The organism is Aquirufa originis (genome assembly GCF_042714495.1).
Classification (GTDB): domain Bacteria; phylum Bacteroidota; class Bacteroidia; order Cytophagales; family Spirosomataceae; genus Aquirufa; species Aquirufa originis.
This window is the reverse complement of record NZ_JBBKXY010000002.1, coordinates 627,690-652,835: the sequence shown is the minus strand read 5'-3', so window position 1 is coordinate 652,835 and position 25,146 is coordinate 627,690. Positions and strand designations below refer to the sequence as shown.

The 25,146-nt window shown below is 46.9% G+C and carries 24 protein-coding genes; 15 read left to right on the top strand and 9 right to left on the bottom strand.

The annotated features are described in order from the left end of the window. Positions 1-50 precede the first annotated feature (50 nt). From SKC35_RS08265 to SKC35_RS08240, 6 genes are all read left to right on the top strand, one after another. Positions 51-371 (top strand): DUF3467 domain-containing protein, encoded by a 321-nt coding sequence (locus tag SKC35_RS08265; protein ID WP_130895864.1) that lies wholly within the window; start codon positions 51-53, stop codon positions 369-371. 88 nt (positions 372-459) lie between these two features. Beyond that, positions 460-1,911 (top strand): tagaturonate reductase, encoded by a 1,452-nt coding sequence (locus SKC35_RS08260; RefSeq protein ID WP_377978935.1) that lies wholly within the window; start codon positions 460-462, stop codon positions 1,909-1,911. A gap of 38 nt (positions 1,912-1,949) precedes the next feature. Next, a complete protein-coding gene (gene uxaC / locus SKC35_RS08255) occupies positions 1,950-3,356 on the top strand; it encodes a glucuronate isomerase (protein WP_377978934.1) in 1,407 nt (468 codons plus the stop codon). Beyond that, the gene (locus tag SKC35_RS08250; protein ID WP_377978933.1) at positions 3,356-4,366 is read left to right on the top strand and encodes a PfkB family carbohydrate kinase; all 1,011 of its coding nucleotides are present in this window, start codon (positions 3,356-3,358) and stop codon (positions 4,364-4,366) included. The genes uxaC and SKC35_RS08250 overlap by 1 nt, the downstream gene beginning before the upstream one ends. 2 nt (positions 4,367-4,368) lie before the next feature. After that, positions 4,369-5,031: a bifunctional 4-hydroxy-2-oxoglutarate aldolase/2-dehydro-3-deoxy-phosphogluconate aldolase gene (locus SKC35_RS08245; RefSeq protein WP_377978932.1), complete on the top strand. Its 663-nt coding sequence runs from the start codon at positions 4,369-4,371 to the stop codon at positions 5,029-5,031. Between the two features lies 1 nt (position 5,032). Next, complete coding sequence (locus SKC35_RS08240; protein ID WP_377978931.1) at positions 5,033-6,316, top strand: MFS transporter; 1,284 nt, start codon at positions 5,033-5,035, stop codon at positions 6,314-6,316. On the opposite strand, the gene SKC35_RS08235 is transcribed toward SKC35_RS08240, so the two are convergent. From SKC35_RS08235 to SKC35_RS08210, 6 genes are read right to left on the bottom strand one after another with little or no spacing between them, the layout of a single operon-like run. Then, on the bottom strand, positions 6,313-6,885 hold the full coding sequence (locus SKC35_RS08235; protein WP_377978930.1) for a precorrin-2 dehydrogenase/sirohydrochlorin ferrochelatase family protein: 573 nt from the start codon (positions 6,883-6,885) through the stop codon (positions 6,313-6,315). The two genes, SKC35_RS08240 and SKC35_RS08235, sit on opposite strands and share 4 nt — an antisense overlap. A 4-nt stretch (positions 6,886-6,889) precedes the next feature. Then, on the bottom strand, positions 6,890-7,942 hold the full coding sequence (gene rlmN, locus SKC35_RS08230; RefSeq protein WP_377978929.1) for a dual-specificity RNA methyltransferase RlmN: 1,053 nt from the start codon (positions 7,940-7,942) through the stop codon (positions 6,890-6,892). Positions 7,943-7,944: 2 nt separating this feature from the next. After that, positions 7,945-8,397: a GatB/YqeY domain-containing protein gene (locus SKC35_RS08225; RefSeq protein ID WP_269007067.1), complete on the bottom strand. Its 453-nt coding sequence runs from the start codon at positions 8,395-8,397 to the stop codon at positions 7,945-7,947. 12 nt (positions 8,398-8,409) lie between these two features. Then, positions 8,410-9,924 (bottom strand): GH3 auxin-responsive promoter family protein, encoded by a 1,515-nt coding sequence (locus SKC35_RS08220; RefSeq protein WP_377978928.1) that lies wholly within the window; start codon positions 9,922-9,924, stop codon positions 8,410-8,412. Positions 9,925-9,926: 2 nt separating this feature from the next. Then, on the bottom strand, positions 9,927-10,745 hold the full coding sequence (locus tag SKC35_RS08215) for a glycerophosphodiester phosphodiesterase family protein (protein ID WP_377978927.1): 819 nt from the start codon (positions 10,743-10,745) through the stop codon (positions 9,927-9,929). Positions 10,746-10,786: 41 nt separating this feature from the next. Further along, positions 10,787-11,143 carry a DUF4296 domain-containing protein gene (locus SKC35_RS08210; RefSeq protein WP_377978926.1) on the bottom strand — a complete coding sequence of 119 codons (357 nt, stop codon included), beginning with the start codon at positions 11,141-11,143 and terminating at the stop codon, positions 10,787-10,789. Between the two features lie 84 nt (positions 11,144-11,227). On the opposite strand from SKC35_RS08210, the gene SKC35_RS08205 reads away from it, so the two are divergent. From SKC35_RS08205 to ispE, 4 genes are read left to right on the top strand one after another with little or no spacing between them, the layout of a single operon-like run. After that, positions 11,228-12,094, top strand: coding sequence for a DUF58 domain-containing protein (locus SKC35_RS08205; protein ID WP_377978925.1), 867 nt, complete (start codon positions 11,228-11,230; stop codon positions 12,092-12,094). After that, a complete protein-coding gene (locus SKC35_RS08200; RefSeq protein ID WP_377978924.1) occupies positions 12,094-12,948 on the top strand; it encodes a hypothetical protein in 855 nt (284 codons plus the stop codon). The genes SKC35_RS08205 and SKC35_RS08200 overlap by 1 nt, the downstream gene beginning before the upstream one ends. Continuing rightward, positions 12,938-13,930: a VWA domain-containing protein gene (locus tag SKC35_RS08195; RefSeq protein ID WP_377978923.1), complete on the top strand. Its 993-nt coding sequence runs from the start codon at positions 12,938-12,940 to the stop codon at positions 13,928-13,930. The genes SKC35_RS08200 and SKC35_RS08195 overlap by 11 nt, the downstream gene beginning before the upstream one ends. 1 nt (position 13,931) lies before the next feature. Next, positions 13,932-14,738 carry a 4-(cytidine 5'-diphospho)-2-C-methyl-D-erythritol kinase gene (gene ispE, locus SKC35_RS08190; protein WP_377978922.1) on the top strand — a complete coding sequence of 269 codons (807 nt, stop codon included), beginning with the start codon at positions 13,932-13,934 and terminating at the stop codon, positions 14,736-14,738. Here the strand turns inward: ispE and SKC35_RS08185 are convergent. Genes SKC35_RS08185 through SKC35_RS08175 form a run of 3 tightly spaced genes read right to left on the bottom strand, consistent with a single transcriptional unit; the run spans position 14,735 to position 20,694 of the window. After that, complete coding sequence (locus tag SKC35_RS08185) at positions 14,735-15,853, bottom strand: efflux RND transporter periplasmic adaptor subunit (protein ID WP_377978921.1); 1,119 nt, start codon at positions 15,851-15,853, stop codon at positions 14,735-14,737. The genes ispE and SKC35_RS08185 overlap by 4 nt on opposite strands. After that, positions 15,846-20,252: a CusA/CzcA family heavy metal efflux RND transporter gene (locus SKC35_RS08180; RefSeq protein WP_377978920.1), complete on the bottom strand. Its 4,407-nt coding sequence runs from the start codon at positions 20,250-20,252 to the stop codon at positions 15,846-15,848. The genes SKC35_RS08185 and SKC35_RS08180 overlap by 8 nt, the downstream gene beginning before the upstream one ends. Before the next feature lie 58 nt (positions 20,253-20,310). Then, entirely contained in the window at positions 20,311-20,694 is a 384-nt protein-coding gene (locus SKC35_RS08175) for a hypothetical protein (protein ID WP_377978919.1), read from the bottom strand. Positions 20,695-20,776: 82 nt separating this feature from the next. Between SKC35_RS08175 and SKC35_RS08170 the strand changes: the two genes are divergently transcribed. The 5 genes from SKC35_RS08170 to SKC35_RS08150 are packed head-to-tail and all read left to right on the top strand — an operon-like array spanning position 20,777 to position 25,145. Beyond that, on the top strand, positions 20,777-21,394 hold the full coding sequence (locus tag SKC35_RS08170; protein WP_377978918.1) for a DedA family protein: 618 nt from the start codon (positions 20,777-20,779) through the stop codon (positions 21,392-21,394). Beyond that, positions 21,391-21,861 carry an NADH-quinone oxidoreductase subunit A gene (locus tag SKC35_RS08165; RefSeq protein ID WP_377978917.1) on the top strand — a complete coding sequence of 157 codons (471 nt, stop codon included), beginning with the start codon at positions 21,391-21,393 and terminating at the stop codon, positions 21,859-21,861. Before SKC35_RS08170 ends, SKC35_RS08165 begins: the two co-directional genes overlap by 4 nt. Continuing rightward, positions 21,861-23,333: a bacillithiol biosynthesis cysteine-adding enzyme BshC gene (locus tag SKC35_RS08160; RefSeq protein WP_377978916.1), complete on the top strand. Its 1,473-nt coding sequence runs from the start codon at positions 21,861-21,863 to the stop codon at positions 23,331-23,333. Before SKC35_RS08165 ends, SKC35_RS08160 begins: the two co-directional genes overlap by 1 nt. Continuing rightward, a complete protein-coding gene (gene mnmH, locus SKC35_RS08155; RefSeq protein WP_377978915.1) occupies positions 23,333-24,352 on the top strand; it encodes a tRNA 2-selenouridine(34) synthase MnmH in 1,020 nt (339 codons plus the stop codon). Before SKC35_RS08160 ends, mnmH begins: the two co-directional genes overlap by 1 nt. Then, complete coding sequence (locus tag SKC35_RS08150; protein ID WP_377978914.1) at positions 24,342-25,145, top strand: serine O-acetyltransferase; 804 nt, start codon at positions 24,342-24,344, stop codon at positions 25,143-25,145. Before mnmH ends, SKC35_RS08150 begins: the two co-directional genes overlap by 11 nt. The last annotated feature ends 1 nt before the right edge of the window (position 25,146 follow it).

Here is a 25,146-nt window from a genome sequence, read left to right as displayed (position 1 = left end):
CCCCGGCTTTTCTTAAGTTCGGGGGTTTATTTTTTATCCCAACAGAAAAAATGGAAAACCCAACAGAAGAAAATCAACTCAATATCGAACTTCCAGAAGAGATGGCGGAGGGCCATTATGTGAACTTAGCGTTAATCGCGCATAGCCCATCGGAATTTGTGATGGACTTTATTCGCATCCTTCCTGGTCTACCTAAGGCCAAAGTAAAGTCGAGAGTCGTGATGACTCCAGACCACGCTTACCGCTTAATGCAGGCGCTACAGGAGAATATTCAGAAGTACGAAGAGGCCTTTGGCCCCATTATGAAAGAAGGGGATGCCGCAGGTTTCCAATTCCCGATGAATTATAACGGCCCCATAGGCGAAGCGTAAACGTTTTAGGTGATTTAATCCCGTTTTTTTAGCTGAAAATCAGGTAAAAAGAGGGGATTTTTGCCTTTTAAAGGAAATTAGAATTACTATGCGCTTATCTAAAAAATTCCTGGAGTCAGGCAAACTTCAATCTTCTATTGCTTTACAAGTTCCATCGCCGGAGATATTTACGTATCCGGAGAAAGTCCTACAATTTGGGACGGGAGTCTTGCAACGCGGACTTTGCGATTTTTATATCGACAAAGCAAACCGCGCGGGAATTTTCAAGGGTCGCGTAGTGGTCGTAAAATCGACGGCTAAAGGAGGCGCAGATGCCTTTGACGAACAAGATGGTTTGTATACGCATTGCATCAAGGGAATCGATGAGGGTGTGGCCAAAGAAGAGCATATCATCAACTCCTCCATCTCTCGTACCATTACCGCTTCAAAAGACTGGGATAAAATCATCGAATGCGCGAAGAGCGAGCAGATGCAAATCATCCTTTCGAACACGACAGAAGTAGGGATCACCTATGTGGCTAATGATCCAATCGCGAATGGTTGCCCTAGTTCTTTCCCTGCTAAATTATTGGCGTTCTTGCATGCGCGTTTCACGCATTTTGCTGGATCTGCTGCCTCAGGAATGGTCATTGTCCCTACGGAATTAATTATCAACAACGGAGATGTGTTGAAAGGCATTGTCTTGAAATTAGCTGCGGACCACGGTCTATCAGCAGAGTTTGTCTCTTGGTTAGAAACGGCGAATCACTTCTGTAATTCCTTAGTGGATCGCATCGTACCCGGTAGTCCGGATGCGGCGACGAATGCAGAGATTTGTGCGAAATTAGGCTATGAGGATTCTTTGATGATCATTTCGGAGGTGTATAGCCTGTGGGCGATTCAAGGAGGGGCCAAAGTAAAAGAGGTGCTTTCCTTTGCCCCAGCAGATAAAGGAGTAATTATCGCCGAAGATATCGAAATCTACCGCGAATTGAAATTGCGCTTATTGAATGGAACACACACTTTGCTATGTGGAATGTCCTTTTTACTAGGTTTCCGCCTCGTAAAGGATGTGATGGCAAACGGCTATTTAAGCAAGCTGATCATGAACTTAATGCTGAGCGAATTAGCGCTGGGCATCCCTTATAAAATGGATTTCAAGGTGGCGGATCGCTTTGGGCGTTCGGTATTAGACCGTTTCCGTAATCCGTTCATTAACCACAAATTGATCGACATTACGGTGCAGTACACGACGAAAATGCGGATGCGCAACGTGCCATTGTTGATTAATTATGCTAAAAACTTTGGCAAGGCTCCTGAACTTTTCTGCATGGGCTTCGCGGCTTACTTGCAATTTATGCATGCGGTGAAAGTGGAAGATGGAAAATACTTTGGCGATAGCAACGGAGAGGCCTACCCTATCCAATGCGACTATGCGCCGTATTTCTACGAGGCTTGGAAAGATTTTGACTTGAAGAAAGTGTTATCCAATACAGATTTATGGGGCACGGATTTGACAAAGGTTCCTGGATTTGTGGAGGGGGTTACTAAATATATTTAGAGAGTAGAGATTATAGAGTAGAGATTAAACGACATACTATGAAAGCGTTTTTAGATAAAGATTTCTTGTTGCAGTCCGAGACGGCGCAGACTTTGTACCATCAATATGCGGCGCAAATGCCCATTATTGATTATCACAATCACTTGATTCCTCAGCAGATCGCGGAGGACAAGCAATTCGATAATGTCTCCCAAATCTGGTTAGCCGGCGACCACTATAAATGGCGTGCGATGCGCGCTCACGGGGTGGATGAAAAATACATCACGGGAAATGCGTCTGACGAGGAGAAATTCTTGAAATGGGCAGAAACGGTCCCCTATACGATGCGTAACCCACTTTATCACTGGACGCACTTGGAGTTGCAGCGCTACTTCGGAATTACGGAATTATTGAATGCGGAAAGCGGAAAGCGCATTTACGATCAGTGCAATGCTCTTTTGCGTACTCCAGCGTTTTCTGTGCGCAACTTATTGTTAAAGATGAACGTGAAGGCGCTTTGTACGACGGATGATCCGATCGATAATTTGGCTTATCATAAACAAATCAAGGCGAGTGGATTTGCGATCAAAGTCTTGCCTACCTTCCGTCCGGATAAAGCGATGGGCGTGGATGACGAAATCGTGTTTGTGAACTACGTGAATTCGCTGGCGGCTGCGGCTGATATGGAGATTCAGAGCTTAGCGGATTACAAGAAAGCGATAGCGGCGAGACACGATTTTTTCCATTCGGTGGGATGTCGTTTAAGTGACCATGGGCTAGAGCAGATTTACGCAGACGATTATACGGAACAGGAAATCGCACACATTTTTGAGCGATTAATGACGGGTAAAACGATTAATCAGAAAGAGAAAGTGCAGTTTAAATCAGCAATGCTGGTATATTTTGCACATTTAGACCATGCCAAAGGTTGGACACAACAATTCCACCTAGGGGCGATTCGCAATAACAATGACCGTCTGTTAGGCACTTTAGGACCTGATACGGGATTTGATTCGATTGGAGATTTTGAGCAGGCGCGGCCTTTGTCGAAATTCTTAAATCACTTAGATTCGACGAATCAATTAGCGAAGACGATTTTGTATAATTTGAATCCGCGCGATAACGAATTGTTAGCGACGATGACGGGTAATTTCCAGGATGGGACGATTGTAGGAAAGATGCAATTCGGGTCGGGTTGGTGGTTTTTGGACCAAAAAGACGGCATGGAAAAGCAGATCAACACGCTCTCCAATATGGGAATGTTGAGCCACTTCGTGGGGATGTTAACGGACTCCAGAAGTTTCCTTTCGTTTCCAAGACATGAGTATTTTAGAAGAATCTTATGTAATTTACTGGGCGCAGATGTGGAAAATGGCGAATTACCGGCGGATATTGCTTGGTTAGGCAAGCTGGTGCAAGACATCTCGTATAACAACGCGGCAGGATTTTTTAATTTCGAGAATTAATGAAGAAGGTTATCACTTTTGGGGAAATTATGGGTCGTTTAAGCCCAGCAGGCTATGGACGCATTACCCAAGCACAGTCATTGAACATCACCTATGGTGGCGGCGAGGCAAACGTAGCGGGCGGATTAGCCCACATCGGGATCCCGGCGGAACACGTGACTTGTTTCCCAAACAACGAATTAGGCAAAGCTGCCACCGGCTATTACCGCCAAGTAGGAGTGGACATGTCGCATACGGCGTATAAAGAAGGGCGTTTAGGTTTGTATTTTGTGGAGTTTGGGGCAGCGATGCGTCCGAGCAAAGTGACCTATGACCGCGCTGATTCTGCTTTCGCTAATCTCAATCCTGCGGATTTTAATTGGAAAGAAATTTTTAATGGTGCGGGTTGGTTTCATTGGACAGGCATTACACCTGCCATTTCGGAGGCGGCAACGGTAGCTTTATCGGCTGCATTGAAAGAGGCAAAAGCGCAAGGTTTGACGATCTCGGCGGATGTGAATTACCGCAAGAACCTTTGGCAATATGGTAAATCAGTCAAAGAAGTGATGCCTGATTTGATTGCACAATGTGATATTATCGTATGTGGGAAAGCGGATGCAGAGGATATCCTAGACATCGTACCGGATGGCCGCGCAAAAAGTGGCTGGCATGACATCTGTATTCAGATTAAGGAACGTTTCCCTAACTTAAAGAAGATTATTAATACGAAAAGAGGCCAGATTTCTGCGTCTCAAAATACTTTGTCAGCCACCTCCTTTGATGGCTCGAAGGTCATCAAATCCGATACCGTAGAAATCTCCCAAATCGTCGATCGCATCGGTGGTGGAGATGCATTCATGGCCGGATACATTTACGGAAACTTAGTTTATGGTGATGAGGCGAAGTCTTTGGCCTTTGCGGTAGCGGCTTCCGCTTTAAAACACACGATCGAAGGGGATATTAATTTATCAAACCTAGACGAAATTGAAACCGTCATGGGTGGCGATATCACCGGACGACTAAAAAGATAATCATGGCTAGAAATTCAGCAGATGTAGTGTACTCTCGATTAGCGGAAACGCCTATCGTCCCTTTATTTTTCAACGCGGATCAAACGATCGCCCAAAACGTTCTGAAAGCCTGCTACGACGGTGGAATTCGCGTTTTTGAATTCACTAACCGCGGCGAAGCGGCACCAGCCATCTTTGCGAAACTAATTGACTTTTGCGAGAAAGAATGCCCGGATTTAGTGTTAGGAATCGGTACGATTTACGATGCAAAACAGGCGACTGAATTCATTGAAATGGGCGCTGACTTTATATTACAACCCTTTACGACGACTTCCGTAGGAGAGATTTGTGCGAAACACAATATTCCTTGGATGCCAGGCACGATGACCTTGACAGAGATTCGCAATGCGGAGATTTTAGGTGCTAAATACGTAAAAATATTCCCAGGCAACGTGGTAGGACCCGCTTTCGTGAAAGCGATACAAGGACCGATGCCGAAGACCAAAATCATGGTAACGGGCGGAGTGGAACCGAACCGCGAAAGCTTAAAAACGTGGTTTGATGCTGGTGCAGCGGCAGTAGGCATGGGCTCTCAATTGTTCCCAGCTGATTTAATTCAAAAACAAGACTATACCTCTATATCAAACACGATCGCTAACCTGATCAAAACCTATCACGAACTGTAATATGGAAACAATTGGAAAGTACCGTTGGAAAATATGCGCACTGCTATTTTTCGCGACGACGATTAACTATTTAGACCGCCAAGTTATCGGCTTATTGAAGCCGGTCTTGGAAAAAGAGTTTGACTGGTCTGAGACAGATTATTCGAACATTGTCATCACTTTCCAAGCGGCCTACGCGATAAGTTTATTGGGTTTTGGCGGAATTATAGACCGAATCGGTACAAAATTAGGTTATTCTATTTCGATTGTGGTGTGGAGTATCGCGGCGATGTTGCATGCACTTTCAACTGGCACGATGAGTTTCGCGTTCATGCGCGGTTTATTAGGTCTAGGCGAGGCGGGAAACTTCCCCGCAGCGATTAAGACCGTGGCGGAATGGTTCCCTAAAAACGAGCGAGCGCTAGCGACGGGTATCTTTAATTCAGGTGCGAACATTGGAGCGGTGGCAGCACCCATTTTAGTGCCTTGGATCTTGGGAGTTTATGGCTGGGAAATGGCCTTTATCGCAACCGGAGCGATCGGCTTTATTTGGTTGATCTTCTGGTGGTTTTACTATGAGGTGCCTTCTAAGCACCAGTCTTTATCGAAAGTGGAATTCGACTATATCCACGCGGATATGGAGGAGAAGGATGACAATGTGACGCCGGTTCGCTGGAGTAAATTGTTTGGATTTAAGCAGACTTGGGCCTTCTTTTTTGGCAAAATGTTCACGGATCCTATCTGGTGGTTCTTCCTTTTCTGGTTACCATCCTACTTCTCGGAGCGTTTCCACTTAGACTTGAAGAAGCCTAGTTTAGAATTAATCATCGTGTATACGGCGACGACGATTGGTAGTATTGGCGGTGGATGGTTGTCTGGTTATTTAATCAACAAAGGCTGGCCGTCATTCAAGGCGCGCAAGTGGTCAATGTTCAGTTTCGCGATTGCGGTGGTGCCTATTATGTTAGCGCGTTATTGTGATAATATTTGGCAAGCGGTAGGATTAATTTCCTTAGCGGCGGCGGCTCACCAGGCGTGGAGCGCAAATATCTACTCGATTGCGACGGATATGTTCCCGAAGAAAGCAGTGAGTTCTGTCATCGGAATCGGGGGAATGGCTGGATCTGTTGGAGGTATTTTCTTCCCAATGATCGTAGGTTCCCTTTTAGATAAATATAAGTTATTAGGTAATATTAACGACGGTTATAACATCATCTTCTTGCTTTGCCGAAGTGCGTACGTGTTAGCTTGGCTGATTATTTACACTTTAGTGCCCACGCTGGAGACAGCGAAGATCGACGACTAGTCCTTTTTGGGAAAGATTAGATTCTTAGTTAGTTCATTTAATTGGGTGATTTTCTCTTGAAAGTCACCCTTTAATGATTTACGAGCTTCCTCTAATTGATCGAGGGAGGTTTGAATGTCGTCTGGGATGACGTCTTCCAGAAAGGCTCTGATTCTTTTGGCCAACGTAGGGGACTTCCCGTTCGTCGAGATCGCAATCTTTAGATCCCCTTTTTGCACGATGGATCCTAAATAAAAATCACACAAAGGTGGCGTATCCGCCACATTGCAAAGCAAGTGCTGGGCAGCGGCTAAGGCTTTGATTTCCGCGTGCAAAGCGGGAGAATCCGTGGCACAGATGATTAAGTCTAGCCCTTCTAAATCCGATGGTTGAAAGCCGCGCGTTAAGATGCGCACGTGCGGAAAATCCTGCAGGTATTCGATCGTTTCTGGGCGAAAAAAAGGCGCCACTAAGGTCAAGTTTGCCTCTGGTGAATTGCGCAAAATGGCGGATGACTTTTCTAAGGCTACGTTCCCTCCTCCCACGACCAAGGTCTGGATTTGATCCATTTTCAAGAAGATGGGAAACATGGTATTAGGCATCGACTGGGGCTTTTTTGCCGGCAAGCTGGCCGCAAGCCGCATCAATATCGCGTCCGCGGGAGCGGCGGATATTCACGATCATTCGTTTACTTTCTAAGAACGCAGAGAACTTCGCGATCGCATCTGCCTCCGCATTCACGAAAGAAGATTGAGCGATGGGATTGTATTCGATGAGGTTGATTTTGCACGGGATGCCTTTGGCAAACTCATACAATTCGCGGGCGTCCTCCAGGGTGTCGTTGAACTTGTTAAAGACGATGTATTCGAGGGTGATTTCGTTGCCCGTCTTCTCGAAGAAATACAAAAGCGCGGCCTTTAGGACTTGTAAGGTATTGCTCTCGTTAATAGGCATAATCTGATTACGCTTCGTATCGTTTGCGGCGTGCAGGGAAAGGGCTAGATTGAACTTGACCTGATCGTCACCTAGTTTTTGGATCATCTTCGCGATACCCGCCGTAGACACCGTAATGCGGCGTGGCGACATCCCTAAACCCTCTGGCGAGGTAATCTGCTCGATGGATTTCAACACATTCGCATAGTTCAACAGCGGCTCGCCCATCCCCATGTAAACGATGTTCGTCAGCGCTTGACCGTATTTTTCCTGTGCCTGATCGCGGATTAACACGACCTGATCGTAGATCTCGAATGACTCTAAATTACGCTTGCGGTCCATATAACCCGTCGCACAGAAGCTGCAGGTAAGCGAACATCCCACTTGGGAAGAAACACAGGCCGTCACGCGTTCTCGGGTAGGAATTAATACTCCCTCCACGAGGTTGTTATCGTGTAATTGAAAGCTAGATTTGATGGTGCGGTCGGAGCTGTATTGCGCCTCCGCGGTCGTCACGATTTGCAAAGAGAATTTCTCCGAAAGCCATTCGCGCGTCGTCTTAGGGACATTTCCCATCGCATCGAAACTGCGGGCAGCCTTCTTCCAAATCCACTCGTACACCTGCTTTGCTCGGAACGCGGGTTCTCCGGCTGCGAGCATCTCTGCCTTCAGCTGTTCAAAACTTAGATTCCGTATCGCGACCTTCTTTTCCAATCTTATTTCTTTAATAATTCACTCACTTTCGCAGAGATGGCTTTACCGTCTGCTAATCCAGCTAATTGCTTCGAAGCAGCACCCATCACTTTACCCATATCCGCCGGACTCGTAGCGCCTACGGCAGCGATGATTTCGGTGATTTTAGCCGTTAATTCAGCGTCAGACAATTGCTTAGGCAAGAATTCTTCGATGATCGCTAATTCCGCTTGCTCTTTTTCGGCTAGGTCTGGACGGTTTTGAGAAACATAAACTTCTAATGAATCGCGGCGTTGTTTCGCTGCTTTCATTAAGATTTTCATCTCTGCGTCTGCGCTTAAACCGTCCGCGCTAGAACCCGATGTTTCTTCCAAAAGAATCATGGATTTGATCGCACGTAATGCACGTAAACGGTCTGCGTCTTTCGCACGCATGGCATCTTTGATACCATTCTCGATAGTTAATTTTAACGACATAGCTTGTTTTGATTAAAAATGAGCCTTGACTCCTTCTAAAAATTCCCGGTGGTTACTTAACCTCGGAACTTTGTGTTGGCCGCCTAATTTCCCTCGTTCCCGCATCCAGTTGTGGAAAGTTCCGGCTGGGGCGATATGGACCAAAGGAGGGCCAAGCACTAAATCATAAGACCTTTTCGCATCGTAATCCGAGTTTTGCTCGCGAAGCGTTTGGTCCAAAATCTGTGCAAAGGTACGAAAATCTTTTGGGGCTTTTGAAAATTCGACCACCCATTCGTGGTGCCCATTTTTACCCTCGTTCATAAAGGCTGGTGCCGCCGTATAATCCTTGATCTCTGCCTGGGTCGCGGCGCAAGCGCGCGCGACGGCTGTCTCCGCATTCTCGATGATCAACTCTTCCCCGAAAGCATTGATGAAATGCTTTGTCCTTCCCGAAATCTTAATGCGATACGGACTCACGGAAGTGAATTTCACGGTATCTCCAATCTTGTAGCGCCACAAACCCGCGTTTGTCGAAATGACCATCGCATAATTCACGCCTACTTCTACCTGGCTTAAAGAAACGATAGTGTTCGCCTCTTCTCCCTCCTCGCTCATCGGAATGAACTCATAGAAAATGCCGTAATCGAGCATGAGGAGCATCTCATCGGGTTTGGACAGATCATCCTGAATCCCAAAGAACCCTTCAGACGCATTGTATATCTCTAAAAATCCGACCTGCAACGACGGAAAAATCTGATTCTTAAACAACTCCCGGTAGGGCCCAAAAGCCACCGCCCCGTGAATCATAAACTCAAAATTCTCCCACACCTCCAAAATCGACTTCTTCCCAGTGATCTCTAAAATCTTCTCGATCAACACGAGCGTCCACGTAGGCACGCCCAAAATACTCGTCACATTCTCCTTCGACGTCTCGATCGCCATCTTCTCGATCTTCTGATCCCAGTCCCCCATCAGCGCCACATCGAGCGAAGGCGTGCGTATAATTTGCGCCCAAATAGGCAGATTCTTCATCACCACCGCCGACACATCCCCCATCAGCATACTCGAATTCACCGGATTCTCCGTCAAACTTCCCCCGATGGACAGGCCTTTCCCCTCAAAAACTTTCGTATCCGGTTTATTCGCCGCCAGCAACGTAATCATATCTTTCCCGCCCATCATGTGGCATTCTTCCAGCGCTTCTTTCGAGACTGGAATGAATTTACTGCGAGCATTCGTCGTTCCAGAAGACTTCGAATACCAGCTTATGGGCGTATCCCACAAGATGTTTTGCTCCCCTTGCATCATTCGATCGATGTATGGAAAGATCTCCTCGTAGGTGGAAATGGGAACTTGCTGTTTGAATTTCTCGTAGTTACTAATATCGGTGTAGCCGTGTTTCGTACCCCATTCGGTCGAGCGGCCATGAGACAATAAGCCCTGCAACATTTGTTCTTGTAGTTCCAAAGGCCGTTCGTACATCGCCTCAATCCGCGGCATTCTCCGCTTCATAAACCACAACAAAGTCTCATTAAAAAGCGACATGTTTAGGGTTTTAGGAATTGAGGGGCACGATTAGGGTAATCGGTAATGATGCCGTCTACCTGCCAATCACTAAATTTCTGCATCTCTACCGTCGTATTGATCGTCCAAGGAATGACTTGCATACCACGTGCATGACAAAAGTCAATCTGCTCCTTCGTTAAAAACCGGTACGAAGAACTGAATATCTCTGGTGTAAAACCTAAGGCTTCAAGCATTTGCTGAGGCGTTTCCTTTTCCACTAAAGCGGAAATGCGTCCCTTGTTGATGGCCGTTTTCCAGTAGTGCAAAACCGCGAAATCGAAACTTTGTAAAATCAGCGAGGACGGTGAAATATGATTAGAAATCACAGACCAAACGCGATCCGCAAATTCTTTTACCGTCGCCGGTTGTGATTTGCCGTATTCGGAAGGTTCGGATTTGATCTCGATGTTGTAATACACGGGGCGGCCTGATTTGCGTGCAAAGGCTTCCCCTAAGGCTAAGACTTCGGAAAGCAAAGGCTTGTAAGTAGCGACGTGCTTTTGCTCTGGAAAGAGCTTGTTTCCGCGGGAGCCTACGTCGAACGATTTGATTTCGACATAGGTCTTTTGGTATAAATTAATCGACGCATCTTTCACGGGCGAACCATCCGGAAACGACGCATACAGCGGATTCAGGTAGGGCTCGTGAGAAACGTAGACCTGTCCGTCCGCGGAAAGGCAAACATCCATTTCTAGGACTGTCACGCCCATCTCTAATGCGTGTTGAAAAGCAGGTAAAGAGTTCTCCGGATATAAGCCTCTACAACCACGATGTCCTTGAATTACAGGCGATTGCCCCATAGAAAATAGATTTACACACAATAATAAGCAAAGAAGCTTTCTCATGGTTTTTTAGCCGCTGCTTTTTTCTTGCGCTCCTCGATAATTTCATTCACCCGGGTATATAATTTGACAAAAGCGGCGGGATCTTTGACATAGGAACCTAGGCTTTTCGCTACTTGAGTAGAATCAAGACCTCGTTTCTTCAAAGTCTGCTTCGATAATTCGTGGTAAAGAACTAAGGCCGTATCGGAATTGCCCACGTGCATATTTTGAATTTTGGCCTCATCGATGTGGATATCTGCCAAAATCTGTGCCATCTGTTCCTGCTCTAATCGATTGCTCTCTGATTCACTCGTGCACGAGTAGAATCCAAACACACTCAGGGCCAAGAAAAGCAATAAATAGACCTTTTTCATCTTGTAAATATACCCGTAAATTAGAAAGCTTTTAGCTCATTTCATTCAGATTGGGTAAAAAATAGGTAATTTAGTCTCGTGGATATGGACATCAAAGCCTTCCTGACCCATGTCGTTCAGCTGGAAATACGCATTAGAAAAGCGATTAACACACAAATGCATGGAAATTTCTCCTCCGTCTTTAAGGGATCGGGCTTAGAGTTTAGTGACCTACGCCAGTACCATTATGGAGACGACGTGCGGCACATTGACTGGAACACCTCATCGAAGGGTCATGGTACTTTTGTGAAGCTTTTCAAAGAGGAAAAAGAACAAACCGTTTTCTTCTTAATCGACGTCAGCGCCTCTGGCACAGTGGGACGACGTGGAAATAGTAAAATCAAGACCTTGAAAGAAGTGGCTGGCGTGTTAGCCTTTGCCGCTATCCAAGAGGCAAGTCACCTTGGCTTTGTTTGCTTCAGCGACAAAAACGAGAAATACATGCCCCCGGCGATGGGCAAAAAGCACGGATACAAAGTCATTTCGGAGCTATTTAGAGTCGAGCCAGAGAATACTTCCACGGACCTAAAGGCGGGATTAACCTTTGCTCTGCAAACCTTAAAACGCAAGAGTCTTTTGTTCGTTTTATCCGATTTTATCGATGAGGGTTACGAAGATTTATTGCGCGCTGCGGCCTTGAAGCACGATTTAGTCGTGCTGCATACCCTCGATCAACAAGAAATTCAATTGCCCTCCATGGGCATCATCCCCATTTATGATCCGGAACGAAAGCGGACGACTTGGGTCAATACTTCTACACGCGGATTCAAACAATTGCTTCAGCAGCAGGTGAAAAACCGCGGCGGGGAATTGAAGGAAATGTGCAAGAAATGGCACGCGGATTACGTGGAATTGCGTTCGGGCGAGGATTTCGTGCCGGCATTAGTCAAACTTTTTAATGCCAGACGCTAATGCAAGAAACGCCATTCATCATTAAAGGGAAGTTTCAGGAGGATTCGGTGGTTATCGGACAGCCCGTCCACTATTCGTTGTATGTGCGTCATCCAAAGGACCAGGAGGTGTTTTTCCCGAATGCGAACCAGAATTTTGGGGCCTTTGAGACCGTGAAACGCGAGTTTTTTGCGACGAAGACGACGGCTTCAGGGTCTTTGGATTCTGCGGTTTATACCTTGCGATTATTTAATTTAGCACCGGTTCAAAAACTCCAAATACCCATTTATTTGCTTCAGGAGCCCGATTGCACGATCATTTATCCGGTGGTGGACAGCGTGCATTTAAAGCGATTGTTACCGCATCCGGAGCAGATTGATTTAGATTCTCTATACCAAAGTATCCCCATCCAGCCACTAAGCCCTAAAACGGATTTAAAAAACGTGTTTGCGGCGGGAATTAGTTTGTTGATTTTGGCGGGTTTGATTTACTGGATTTTTGGAAAAGCCATTACTAAACTCTTCAAACGCTACTTACTGTGGCGACGTCACCGCGAATTTAGACGGACCTTCCAGCGTTATGCGCGGCAGGTGGCAGGAACCCCGGTGGGTTTACTGAATTTAGAGCGTGCCTTTTCTGGCTGGAAGAAATACATAGAGCAATTAACGCAATTGCCTTTTACGACGTTTACTTCAAAGGAAATGCTCGATAATTTAGCGGATGAGGCGATGGAGAAGGTTTTGAATGAGATGGATTCAGCCATTTATGGCGGAAACTTCTCTAAGAATACAACAGAGTCCGTACAGTATTTAGAGGCTTTGGCGACGAATTTATACGAAATAGAACAGGAAAAAATCCAGAAGAATGAAGTTTAATCCGCTATATTCTTGGCACCAAATCCAGGCTTTCTTCACCTTCGAGTGGGAGAATAGCTTGTTTTTGTATGGCTTGATTTGGCCCTTCATCGTCTACTTCATCAAGTATTTACGCCAACGCGGCAATAAACCCCGCCTGGAATTATCGCTTTCTGTCCCTTTGCAACAAAACCGGATATCTCTCCTATTGAGTTATGTCCCTATGGTCATTCAGATCTTATGTATTTCCTCGGTCATCATCGTGGCGGCTGGCCCCTACCGCGTGATCAAGCACCAGAAAAAGCAAGTGGAAGGAATTGACATTGCGCTGGCTTTGGATATCTCCTCTTCCATGCAGACGCGGGATATTAGCCCCAGTCGCCTAGAAACCGCTAAAACAATGGGCAAGGAATTCATCCGCCAGCGGAGCCACGATCCCATTTCGCTCATCGCCTTCGCAGGCGCTCCCTATTTAGCGAGTCCCATTACGACAGATTCGGCCTTTTTATTGCATCAATTGCAGCAGTTTCAAACGAACCAAATCGTGGAAGAAGGAACGGCCTTGGGCGACGCTTTAGGGATGTGTATTAACCAAATCCGCGACTCCGAAAACCCCAAGAAAATCAGTATCCTGATTTCCGATGGCAACAATACGGCGGGAAATCTCGATCCGGTTACCTCCGCAGAACTAGCGAAAAATTTCAACATCAAAGTCTATACCATCGCCGTAGGAAGCCTTCAGCCGAGCGCTGACCCCGTGGATGAAACGACCTTACGTGAGATCGCAAGACTTACGAAAGGGAAATTCTTCCGGGCGACAAACGGTCAGGCATTGCAACAAATTTTCCAGGAAATTGATAAAATGGAGGCCTCCGTGGTCAAAACGGTTACTTGGGAAGAGCACATCTCCCTTTCTTACCTATTTGCAGAAATAGCGCTCATCCTTTTCTTCATCGGATTGTGGGTTCGTTTCAGCTGGATAGGCAACTCTTTAGAAGATTAATATGGTTTTATTTCCGCACGCGAAGATTAATATAGGCTTGTACATCACGAAGAAGCGCAAGGATGGGTTTCACGACTTAGAAACGTGTTTCTTTCCCGTGCCTTGGACGGATGTGCTAGAGATTACGCCTTCTGAAGGGGAATTCACCTTTAGCTCCTCTGGCTTAGACATCGCAGGCGCTATCGAAGATAATCTGTGCTACAAGGCTTATGAGCTACTGCACAAGGACCATCAAATGCCCCCTGTTCATATTCATCTGCACAAAATCATCCCGATGGGTGCAGGTTTAGGTGGCGGATCCTCTGACGCGGCATTTACGTTGATGGGCTTGAGAGACCTATTTCAATTGCCTTTAACAAACGAAGATTTAAAACCCTATGCGGTAAAATTAGGCAGCGACTGTGCGTTTTTCCTGTCGAATCAGGCGGCTTTTGGCAAAGGAAAAGGAGATCAACTGAGCCCGATCGATGCGAGCCTGAAAGGGAAGTTTCTCGTGTTATTATACCCGGCAGTGGGTATCTCTACTGCGCAAGCCTATGCGGGCGTGACTCCTGCGAAAGCCCCAGTAGATCTGCGCAAAGCTATTTTAAAAACGGATTGGAAAGAGACGATCTCGAATGACTTCGAGAAGAGCATCTTCCCTACACATCCTGTCTTGGCTTCTTTGAAAGAGGAGATGTATACCTTGGGTGCAACTTATGCCGCGATGAGCGGATCGGGGTCGACTATTTTCGGGATTTTTGACAAAAAAATCGACCCACCTGCAGGATGGGCCGATTATACAGTTTGGTCAGGATTAGTAGATTAATCTTTCGCGAAGATCGCTTCTAAAGCGGAAGCCCCTTTCGTTACCACCTTACCCGCCGGTAATTGCTTCAATAATTTGACACCCGCGTATTCCGGTGTGGAGCTCAAAATCTCCACAGGCACTTGTGCCATCGCGCCATTCGTCATTTCTACGTAGATGAAACCGCCTTTTCCTACTCGCGCTAAACCAGCTTGTGGAATGCTAGGAATTTTTTGGGTACCTACTTCGATGCGTGCGCTCACGAATTGACCTACCGTGAAGTTCTTTTCATCCGACTTGTTTGCGAAGTGGCCGTGAACGGACGTCGTGCGGTTGGTTAAATCCACTTGTGGGGCGATGAGGAAGATTTTGGCGACAGCTTTTTCTCCCTCTGATTCGAATTCGATGGTTTGACCGATGTTTAATTTGGCCAAATCCTTCTCAAAAACCTTCAATTCCACGTGCTTATCCGCCATTCCTACGACCTTAATCAAGACGTCAGACGGCGTAACGTATTTTCCGATCGCTAAAAACTGGTCTTGGATATACCCGTCAATAGGCGAACGCAAGGTCAAAACAGAGCTGATATTTCCTTTCGCCAGCGACTTCAAGTCACAACCTAAGACCTCTAATTTTAGTCCCAAAGCCTTCACTTGCGCATTCACATTCCCTAAATCCGCCTCGGACTGCTGCAATTTCTTCTTCGATCCCACTTCCTCGTTCGTCAACACTTGTTGACGCGATTTCTCGGAACTCATAAAGGTCTGAGATGACAAGGCCTGCAAATATTCTTGCTGCATTTGGATGAAATCAAGCGATGTCAAGGTCGCTAAGGCCTGGCCTTTTGACACTTTTTTGCCCGGAAGTAATTCATAGGTCGTTTTCACGTAACCCGCAATCGGGATCGAGATGGATGCCAATGACACCGGCGGCACATCGACTACACCGGTGCATTTAATTTCAGTCGACATTTCGCGCTCTTCCAAAGCCCCGAATTCAATGCCTGCATTCGTCTTCTGTTCCGCGCTTAATTTAATTTCGGTCACCGATGCTTCCGTAGTGGCCTCTTCTTTTTTCGAGCAAGCTACTACACTTAAAACAAGGCATAGCGCTGCAAATTTGAATATCTTATTCATTTCCAATGAGTGTTTGACGTGTGATAATCGCCTGGTTGTAGGCGTTGACTTCTTGAATATAACTTTCGCGAATCTGCCAAGCCTGCTGCGTATTTTGCAACATTTCGACGTATTCGATTTCCCCTTGCTGGTAGGACTTCAGCGCAGTCTTCTCTAGCAAAGCCGCTTGAGGCAAGGCTGTAGCCGTATAGTAGGCCAAACTCGCCCGGTATTTTGCGACCATTGCCTCCGCATTCTTGTAATCCGTTTGCAAGGCGGATTCGGCTTGGATTTTTTGGCTGACAAAAGCCTCCTCCTGTAATTTCGCCGAGGCAATTTTTGCTTTTTGCCCTTTACCGAAAATCGGAATCGCCAGGCCTGCTTGCACGAAATTTTGGCCCCCTACATTTTCAATACTCTGCGTGGTCAACCCGATTCGTAGATCCGGCTTCAAGCGTTCTCTTTCGACCGCCGTCATTAATTTTCCGTGTTCAACCTGCTCAGACAAGAGTTCGATAGTCGGATTTTTCGACAGATCGAGTCCCGCCGCTCCTGATTCCATGGCTAGCGATTCCTTTCCTTCAATTTCGAATTCGCCCGGTTCATTGATCCAATAAGCGAGGTTTTGATAGGCCGTCTTTTGATCCGCTTCTAGGGCAATTCGTTTTTGTTGAAACTCCCGCAAACGCGTTTCCGCCGCCATCAATTCCAGGCGATTCGTCTCGCCTTGTTGGAATTTAATCGTGGCCGCGCGCTTCATCAGGGTATACAAACTGTCTTGTGAAGCTAAGAACGTTAGATTTTTCTGCTGTGCCAAAATCTGATAATAATAGAATTTCACGCTCGAAGCCACCAAATTCTGCGTGATCTTCAAGCGCTTTTCGCTCATCACTTTCGCCGAAGTCAAGGACTTCACCTGCGCCTTTAACAGCGTAGGCCACGGGATACTTTGGGAAGCCATCACCGTATAATCCTGGCTGTAATAGGTCTGCGTCTTTCCGTACTGCGCATCCACCGTTCCTTTAGGCAATTCCTTTCCGGATTGGATGAAAGCCTCCGCGGTTTTTACGTCTGCCAGGCCAGTGGCGAGGAGGGCGTTGCGCGTGGAGGCGAGGGAGAGGCAAGTCCGAAGGGAAAGAGTCCGAAGTCCGGAGGAAATTAGTCCGGAGTCCGAAGTCCGAAGTCCGGAGGAAACTAGTCCGGAGTCCGAAGTCCGAAGTCCGGAGGAAGCTAGTCCGGAGGCTGTGCTTGAAAATGACATCAAGATAAATAAAACTATCATCCCTAATCCTTTGGCCTTCAGCTTCTGCTCTCTGCGGCCCATCACAATCGAGTACACGACCGGGATAACGACCAGCGTTAAGAACGTCGCCGTAATCAAACCACCGATGACCACCGTCGCTAATGGACGCTGCACCTCCGCACCTGGTGAGTGACTTAACGCCATAGGTAAGAAACCTAAAGAGGCCACCGCCGCGGTCATGATCACCGGTCTAAAACGCAATTCCAAACCTTTCTTCAATCGTTCCTCCACGCTCAACCCTTCATCCGCTAATTGCTTAAAGAAGGATAACAACACGATCCCGTTCAATACCGCCACCCCGAATAAAGCAATAAATCCGATACCCGCTGATACCGAGAACGGCATCCCACGCAACCAAAGGGCAACCACACCACCAATCGCTGATAAAGGAATCGCTAGGTAAATGATGGCTGCTTCTAAGAAGCTTTGGAAGGTAAAAAACAAGAGTACAAAAATCAGCGCTAAGGCTATCGGAACCACTAAAGCCAGACGCGATTTTGCCGCCTGTAAATTCTCAAACGTTCCGCCGTAGGTCACATAGTAACCCGCCGGCAACACAATTTTCTCTTTCATGACTTTCTGAATATCGGCCACTACGCTTTCCACGTCACGTCCACGCACGTTAATACCGATCGTGATTCGGCGGTGCGTGTTATCACGTGAGATTTCCAAAGGTGCGTTTTCATAACTCACATCCGCCACCTCTTGCAAAGGAATTTGCGAGCCAGACGGCAAGTCGATGTAGAGTTCGCGCAGATTCTGAATGTCTTGGCGATGTACCGAATCCATTCGAACCACGAGGTCAAAACGTTTCTCCCCCTCCATCACGATACCCGCCGTTTCACCCGCGAAAGTCATCTTGATAGCCGAGTTTACCTCGTTCACATTCAAGCCATATTGCGCCATCTTTACGCGGTTGTATTTCACCACTAATTGCGGAATACCGTCGATTTGCTGGACTTTGATGTCGCCTACGCCGTCGATTTGACGGATATAACGAGAGGCTTCGGTCGCGTGATCAAACAATTCCTGGAGATCTTCCCCAAAAATCTTCACCGCAATATCCGATTTCACCCCCGCGATCAGCTCGTTAAAACGCATCTGAATAGGTTGTGTGAATTCAAAATTCACTTCTGGATAGACGTCTAAGGCCGCATCCATTTTGGCCTCTAATTCCTCCATCGTCTCCGCATTCTTCCATTCGGACGGATCCTTTAACTGGATAATTAAATCACATGAGTTGATACCCATCGGGTCAGTAGGAATTTCAGAAGCGCCTATACGAGATACGACTTGCTTGATCTCCGTAGGGAATTTCTTTAGTAACATCGCTTGGGCGGCGGTGTTGACCTTGATACTTTGGGATAAGGAAGCATTCGTAGGCAATAGGGTTTCTACGGCAAAATCACCCTCATTTAATTCTGGTATAAACTCCCCTCCTAAAGTCATAAATAGGGCAATGCTCGCAGAAAACAGGCCAAAAGCTCCGATCACCACCCACTTACGCTGCTTCAACGCCCAGTGAATGATGGGCTGGTACTTTCCATACAGAAAGCCCATAATGCGATCCGCGATCGTGATTTCATGACTGATTTTCTTGCTCAAAAACAAGGCAGACATCATGGGCACATAGGTCAGCGAAAGAATTAAGGCGCCTAGGATGGCGAAACTCACCGTTTGGGCCATCGGCCTAAACATCTTGCCTTCGATTCCCCCCAGCGCCATAATGGGCAGGTAAACGATCAGGATGATGATGACGCCAAAGGCAGCGGAGCCGAATATCGCTTTGGCAGAAATACCCACTTCCTCGTCCATCGCGTGCTGGCTCAATTCCTCGCCTTTTCGATGACTGTGGAGCCGGTGAATAATGGACTCCACGATGATGACGGCGCCATCCACAATCAGGCCAAAGTCAATCGCTCCTAAACTCATCAGGTTCGCCGAAACCCCAAAAATATGCATCAGCGCAAAGGCAAACAATAAACAGAGCGGAATCACCGAGGCCACAATCAAACCGGCGCGCAGATTTCCCAGCAATAAAACCAGAATAAACACGACGATCAAACCTCCCTCGATCAAGTTCTTCTCCACCGTATTAATGGCACGGCCGATCAAGACGCTGCGATCTAAATAAGGTACAATCTTAATTCCTTGCGGTAGGGTTTTGCCAATGATTTCCATCTGCACTTTCACGTCTTGTACGACTTGGTTCGCGTTCGCTCCTTTTAAGAGCAACATCACGCCACCCACTGCCTCGCCCTCGCCGTTTCGCGTCATCGCTCCATAGCGGACCGCTTTCCCGAAGCCTACTTTGGCTACATCCTTCACTAGGATAGGTAATCCGGCCTCGCCTCTTTGGGAAACGACCGTATTTTCAATGTCCTCTAATGAGGTCAACATCCCCTCAGAACGAATGAAATACGCGTCCGTCCCCTTCTCTAAATAACTACCTCCAGAATTCGAATTATTGATTTGAATCGCCTTAAACACCTCATTCACGCTCACATTCATGGCACGCAAACGCTCCGGATCGATCGCGACCTCGTATTGTTTTAGGTTCCCACCGAAAGAGCTGACTTCCACCACGCCTTTGATCCCCAAAAGCTGGCGCTTAATCAACCAATCTTGGTAAGTCCGCAGGTCCGCAAGGGAATATTGATCTTTGAAAGCGGGGTCCACCACTAACGTATATTGGAAAAACTCGCCTAAACCCGTCGTGATGGGCGCCATTTCCGGTACACCCGCCCCTTGTAATAGGTAAGGTTCTGCCGCCTTTAGCTTCTCCGCGACTTGCTGCCGCGTCACTTCGGTGGCGACTTCATCCTCGAAAACGACGGTAATAATGGAAAGACCCATCCGGGAAACGGAGCGAATATCCTTTACGTTGGGGATGGTTCGCAAGGAAATTTCGAGTGGATAAGTAATGAATTTTTCAACCTCCGAGGTAGCCAGTGCGGGGGATTGTGTAATCACCTGCACTTGGTTCGACGTAATGTCTGGTAGGGCATCGATAGGCAATTTGCTCAGCGAATAACCTCCCCAAAAAATCAGTCCTAGGACAAAAAGCCCAACCACTAATTTATTGCGTATACTGAAACTGATAATGGAATTAATCATGTTTTAAAAATTAAGCTTTGATATAAACGGCATCAAACCGTACAGAACAGGCGTAATTTTAAAACCGGGGAGGCGCGATTAGCACACGCTCCATCGAGAAATGGTAGTTGTTTTCGTAGAATTCTGATCGGCGGCGCACTAAGATAAGCGCGACTGCACTTGTAAAAAACAAGGCAACTGCGGGTAAAACGTAGCCCATCGCTCCTGTAAAATCGAAACTAGGTAAACTCGGATGTTTGGTCGTCTTTGCGTGCTTCGAATCAGCCGCATAATGCATCCAAAGGAAGTCCACAAAACTGAAACCTGCCGGAGCCTGCTTCTTGTGATCTTGAAAATGCTTCACCAGTTCATTCGCCTTGATGGCCTGCTCCATACCCACCTTAGGCAATAAGCCGCCGGCAAATAGGATCACGAAAAGAAGATAGGCAATGACATTTTTCATCTCCCAAATGTAACAAAAATTCGAATTTTTCACCCATATTTATGTTTTCATTTTAATTTAAGATGAAATGACGGCCTAAATCATGGATGAAATAAATCTTTTGTGGCATCAGCTCACTGATTCTGAAACCATTATCCGCTCTGGATTGATGGTGATTACCCTGATTGTTTTCGCCGAAAATGGCCTGTTCTTCGCCTTTTTCCTGCCGGGGGATTATTTGTTGTTTTTGACGGGTGTTTTTGGCGGTACGGGCGTGCTGAAAGAGCCTTTGAGCTCTCTTTTATTAAGTATTTTTCTGGCCGCCGTCATCGGATCCCTCGTGGGTTATTTAGTGGGGCGGTTTTTCGGAAAATCGCTGATGAATAGGCCAGATGGCTGGTTTTTTAAGAAGAAACACCTGGAATCGACCCGGGAGTTTTTTGACAAATACGGTTTTATGGCGCTGGTCATCAGTCGCTTTTTACCTATTGTGAGGACCTTTACGCCTATTTTGGCGGGCATTAGTCACTTGTCTTGGTATAAATTTATTTTCCTGAATTTGTTGGGTGGCGCGCTCTGGGTGGGCATTTTAGTGACGGGAGGTTTTTATTTAGGCCAAAGTTTCCCAGGCATCATCAACTACGTACAATACATCATTTTATTCTTCCTCGCAATCACCACCTTTACGGTGATTAAAGGCTATCTGAAATTGAGAAAATGATCGAGCAATTTGGCTATGTAGCGGCATTTTTAGGCGCAGGGATCCTTTTCCTGGGCTTAATATTAACCCTTGCCCGCTTCATCCGTCCAAATCGCCCCAACGTCGAGAAGAATTCCACCTACGAATCCGGCGAAGCACCGGTAGGAAACGCGAATATCCGCTTTAATCCGCGCTTTTATGTGATCGCACTTCTTTTTGTGCTATTCGAAATCGAATTGGTTTTTCTATTCCCCACGGCTACTTTATTGAAAAATAAAGCGCTCTCAGCGGCTTCGCCGGAATTTCCGACCTATGCGGTCATCGAGATTTTATTATTCGTGGGAATACTAGCTTTAGGCCTAGCCTTTGCTTGGGTGAAAGGGTATTTAAACTGGGAGAAACCAGAAACGTCCGCGGAGAAATTGAACATTCCGATCCCAGATAGCGTTTACGATAGCATCAGGACAAAACATTCTTCCTCTAAATAATGGATCATAAAACGCATTCCTTTTCTTCTATGAACGCTTTCTCTAAGCTGCTATTGGATTATTTAGCGGAGAAGCCTGAGTTGAAAGCGTTTTACAACAATGGTCCACAGATTTCAAATTTCAAAGACCAAATTTCAGAGAAAAAATCGTTCCCAGTGGCTAATCGCGCGATATTACAGACTGTTTTAAGCGAGCAATATGCCGCCATTGGTGCTGAAATGCCGGCGGTGGATCTTCGTGATGAAAATACCTTTACGGTCACCACGGGACATCAATTAAATATCTATACAGGTCCGCTGTATGTGATTTATAAGTTGGTTTCGACGATTAACTTGGCGCGAAAACTTCAAAAAGAGTATCCCGCTCAGCGATTTGTCCCTATTTATTGGATGGCGACGGAGGACCACGATTTTGAGGAGATAAATCACTTCTTTGCTTTCGGAACGAAATACGAGTGGAATACACCTCAAAAAGGCGCCGTAGGTCGCTTTAACCTGAGCGATTTCCCTCGCATTCCGTTTAGAAATGAGGTCTTCGATAAGGCCTATGAAGAAGGTAAGACTCTTTCCGAAGCCGTGAGAATATACATGCACGCGCTTTTCGGCACTGAAGGTTTAGTCTGTCTGGATGCGGATGATGCGCGTTTGAAGGCGATTTTTGCTCCTATCATGGAGGCGGATTTGAAACAGCAGGTGCACGAACCTATCGTGCGGGCGACAACAGAAAAATTAGAGGCCTTAGGCTATAAGACACAGGTTTCGGCTCGTCCGGTGAACCTATTTGAATTAACAGAAAACGATCGCGTACGTTTGGAAACGGGGGATTCGGTGGATATCACCAAAGCAAGCCCGAATGTCATCTTGCGACCATTGTACCAAGAAGTGATTTTGCCTAACCTAGCTTACATCGGTGGCCCGGCGGAGGTGGCGTATTGGTTGCAATTGAAAGGTATTTTCGATTTACACCAGGTACCGTTCCCTATTTTATTGCCTAGAAACTTTGCGATCGTGAAGACGCAGAAGCAGGCGGAGAAAGCGGAGAAATTAGGCCTGAGTTTAGCCGATTTGTTTAAAAACGAATTAGCACTACGACGCGATTTCGTGGCAGGACGCACGTCGCATAAATTAGATACGGATCAAGAGGCGCAAGCCCTACAACCCATTTTAGCGGAACTGGCCGCCAGGGCAAAAGCCATCGATCCTACTTTAGAAGCTAGTGTGCACGCAGAGCAGGCGCGCTGGATGAAAGGATTAGAGCGCTTAGCGAAGAAATTAAAGCGCGCGGAAGAGCGTAATCAGGGGGATGAGGTGAGACAGGTTTTGGCATTAAAAGAAGCCTTATTCCCTGCTGGAGAATGGCAGGAGCGCCACACGAACTTCCTCGAATTCGCGAGCGACCACCCTGATTTTATACACGATTTACTACAGACATTCGATCCATTACACTTCGGATTCTACGAAATAACCCTATAATGCCCGAAAAACTGAGTCCGTCAGACTTCCTCGAAGCCGCAAAAACATACCCGGTGCTCGATGTCCGATCGCCTGGCGAATATACGCGGGCACGGATTCCGGGAGCGATTTCCTTTCCTATTTTCGATGATGAACAGCGCGCGGCGGTGGGCACCTGCTACAAACAAAAAGGGAAGGACAAAGCGATTGAATTAGGCTTAGAATTCGTGGGTCCACAACTGGCGAAATGGGTGAAAAAGGCCAAAAAACTAGCCGTCGACAACACCGTCCTCGTCCATTGCTGGCGCGGGGGAATGCGAAGTGGCAGTATGGCTTGGCTTTTTGAGACGGCCGGAATCAAGGTAAAGATCCTCGTGGGAGGCTACAAAGCTTATCGAAATGAAGTATTAGCCATTTTTGATCAACCCATTCCCTTCCGCGTTTTGGGTGGGAAGACGGGATCAGGGAAGACAGAAATCTTGCACGAATTAGTAAAAAGAGGACATCAGGTTTTGGATTTAGAAGGTTTGGCTCACCATCGGGGGTCGGCTTTTGGGCATTTAGGCCTGGCGGTGCAGCCTACGAGTGAGCATTTTGAGAATGAAGTACACCGCGTTTTGTGCGGTTTTGATTATAGACAGGAGATCTGGGTGGAGGATGAAAGTCGCCACATCGGTCAGGTTTTTATGGGAGCTCCGCTGTATAATCAGCTTCGTGCGGCCCCTGTGGTGTTTTTAGACATCGAACCGGTGTACCGTTTGCCGCATTTAGTGAACGTGTATGCGTCTTATCCGAAGGAGGATTTGGCCAAAGCTTTGGGGAAAATAAAGAAACGCTTAGGCCTGGACCGCTACGCCATCGCGATGGAAGCGTTAGAAGCCGGGGATTTCAGTTTAGTCGCGGAAATCACCCTGCATTACTACGATAAGGCCTATATGTACGGCCTTGAATTACGCGACGAATCCCAAATCACCCGCATCGAAGTCCGCACACTGGACCCGATCGAACAAACCGAATTACTTTTAAGCCATGCTTCCTAAGGACTTTTTAGATAAAATAGTAGCGCAACACCAGCAGACGCCACCTTTCCCGGCGACATCTGACATCAAAAAGTTGTTCACGAAAATCGTTTTGACACTTTTCCCGGAGCAAACGCGCAGGCATTTTAATACAACGGATGAATTGAAAGCCGCGTGGGAAAGCATCGAAAATGGGCTTGAAAGTCTGTTGTATTCGATGAAAGAACAGCTTTCGGAAGATCCGGCGGTCATTGCGCACCGCTTTTTAGATCAAATTCCAGCCATTTACGACCTCTTGCAAACGGACGTGGAAGCGATGGTGGCGGGCGATCCGGCGGCGACCACTTCCTACGAAGTGATTCGTACCTATCCGGGCTTTTATGCCTTGGCCTTTTACCGCTTAGCGCACGGATTGCACCAGGAGAAAGTGCCGTTAATACCGCGGATTTTGACAGAATATGCGCATTCCAAAACCGGTATCGACATCCACCCCGGCGCCAGCATCGGTCGCTATTTCTTTATGGACCACGGCACCGGAATCGTGATTGGGGAAACCACCGTCATTGGAGAACGCGTCAAAATCTACCAAGGAGTCACTTTAGGAGCCCTTTCTGTCGATAAATCGATGGCCTCCACGAAGCGCCACCCGACTATCGAAGACGGAGTGGTCATCTACTCAGGAGCCACCATTTTAGGCGGCGAAACGATCGTAGGAAAAGACTCGATCATAGGAGGAAATGTTTGGTTAACGCGCAGCGTTGCCCCTAACACGAAGATTTACCACCAAGAGAACGTCAAAGTTATCCAAGATTAAT

Coding starts and splice junctions, on each gene's coding strand:
- SKC35_RS08265 (WP_130895864.1), top strand. CDS start 51: ATGGAAAACCCAACAGAAGAAAATCAACTCAATATCGAACTTCCAGAA.
- SKC35_RS08260 (WP_377978935.1), top strand. CDS start 460: ATGCGCTTATCTAAAAAATTCCTGGAGTCAGGCAAACTTCAATCTTCT.
- uxaC (WP_377978934.1), top strand. CDS start 1,950: ATGAAAGCGTTTTTAGATAAAGATTTCTTGTTGCAGTCCGAGACGGCG.
- SKC35_RS08250 (WP_377978933.1), top strand. CDS start 3,356: ATGAAGAAGGTTATCACTTTTGGGGAAATTATGGGTCGTTTAAGCCCA.
- SKC35_RS08245 (WP_377978932.1), top strand. CDS start 4,369: ATGGCTAGAAATTCAGCAGATGTAGTGTACTCTCGATTAGCGGAAACG.
- SKC35_RS08240 (WP_377978931.1), top strand. CDS start 5,033: ATGGAAACAATTGGAAAGTACCGTTGGAAAATATGCGCACTGCTATTT.
- SKC35_RS08235 (WP_377978930.1), bottom strand. CDS start 6,885: ATGTTTCCCATCTTCTTGAAAATGGATCAAATCCAGACCTTGGTCGTG.
- SKC35_RS08225 (WP_269007067.1), bottom strand. CDS start 8,397: ATGTCGTTAAAATTAACTATCGAGAATGGTATCAAAGATGCCATGCGT.
- SKC35_RS08220 (WP_377978928.1), bottom strand. CDS start 9,924: ATGTCGCTTTTTAATGAGACTTTGTTGTGGTTTATGAAGCGGAGAATG.
- SKC35_RS08215 (WP_377978927.1), bottom strand. CDS start 10,745: ATGGGGCAATCGCCTGTAATTCAAGGACATCGTGGTTGTAGAGGCTTA.
- SKC35_RS08210 (WP_377978926.1), bottom strand. CDS start 11,143: ATGAAAAAGGTCTATTTATTGCTTTTCTTGGCCCTGAGTGTGTTTGGA.
- SKC35_RS08205 (WP_377978925.1), top strand. CDS start 11,228: ATGGACATCAAAGCCTTCCTGACCCATGTCGTTCAGCTGGAAATACGC.
- SKC35_RS08200 (WP_377978924.1), top strand. CDS start 12,094: ATGCAAGAAACGCCATTCATCATTAAAGGGAAGTTTCAGGAGGATTCG.
- SKC35_RS08195 (WP_377978923.1), top strand. CDS start 12,938: ATGAAGTTTAATCCGCTATATTCTTGGCACCAAATCCAGGCTTTCTTC.
- ispE (WP_377978922.1), top strand. CDS start 13,932: ATGGTTTTATTTCCGCACGCGAAGATTAATATAGGCTTGTACATCACG.
- SKC35_RS08185 (WP_377978921.1), bottom strand. CDS start 15,853: ATGAATAAGATATTCAAATTTGCAGCGCTATGCCTTGTTTTAAGTGTA.
- SKC35_RS08180 (WP_377978920.1), bottom strand. CDS start 20,252: ATGATTAATTCCATTATCAGTTTCAGTATACGCAATAAATTAGTGGTT.
- SKC35_RS08175 (WP_377978919.1), bottom strand. CDS start 20,694: ATGAAAAATGTCATTGCCTATCTTCTTTTCGTGATCCTATTTGCCGGC.
- SKC35_RS08170 (WP_377978918.1), top strand. CDS start 20,777: ATGGATGAAATAAATCTTTTGTGGCATCAGCTCACTGATTCTGAAACC.
- SKC35_RS08165 (WP_377978917.1), top strand. CDS start 21,391: ATGATCGAGCAATTTGGCTATGTAGCGGCATTTTTAGGCGCAGGGATC.
- SKC35_RS08160 (WP_377978916.1), top strand. CDS start 21,861: ATGGATCATAAAACGCATTCCTTTTCTTCTATGAACGCTTTCTCTAAG.
- mnmH (WP_377978915.1), top strand. CDS start 23,333: ATGCCCGAAAAACTGAGTCCGTCAGACTTCCTCGAAGCCGCAAAAACA.
- SKC35_RS08150 (WP_377978914.1), top strand. CDS start 24,342: ATGCTTCCTAAGGACTTTTTAGATAAAATAGTAGCGCAACACCAGCAG.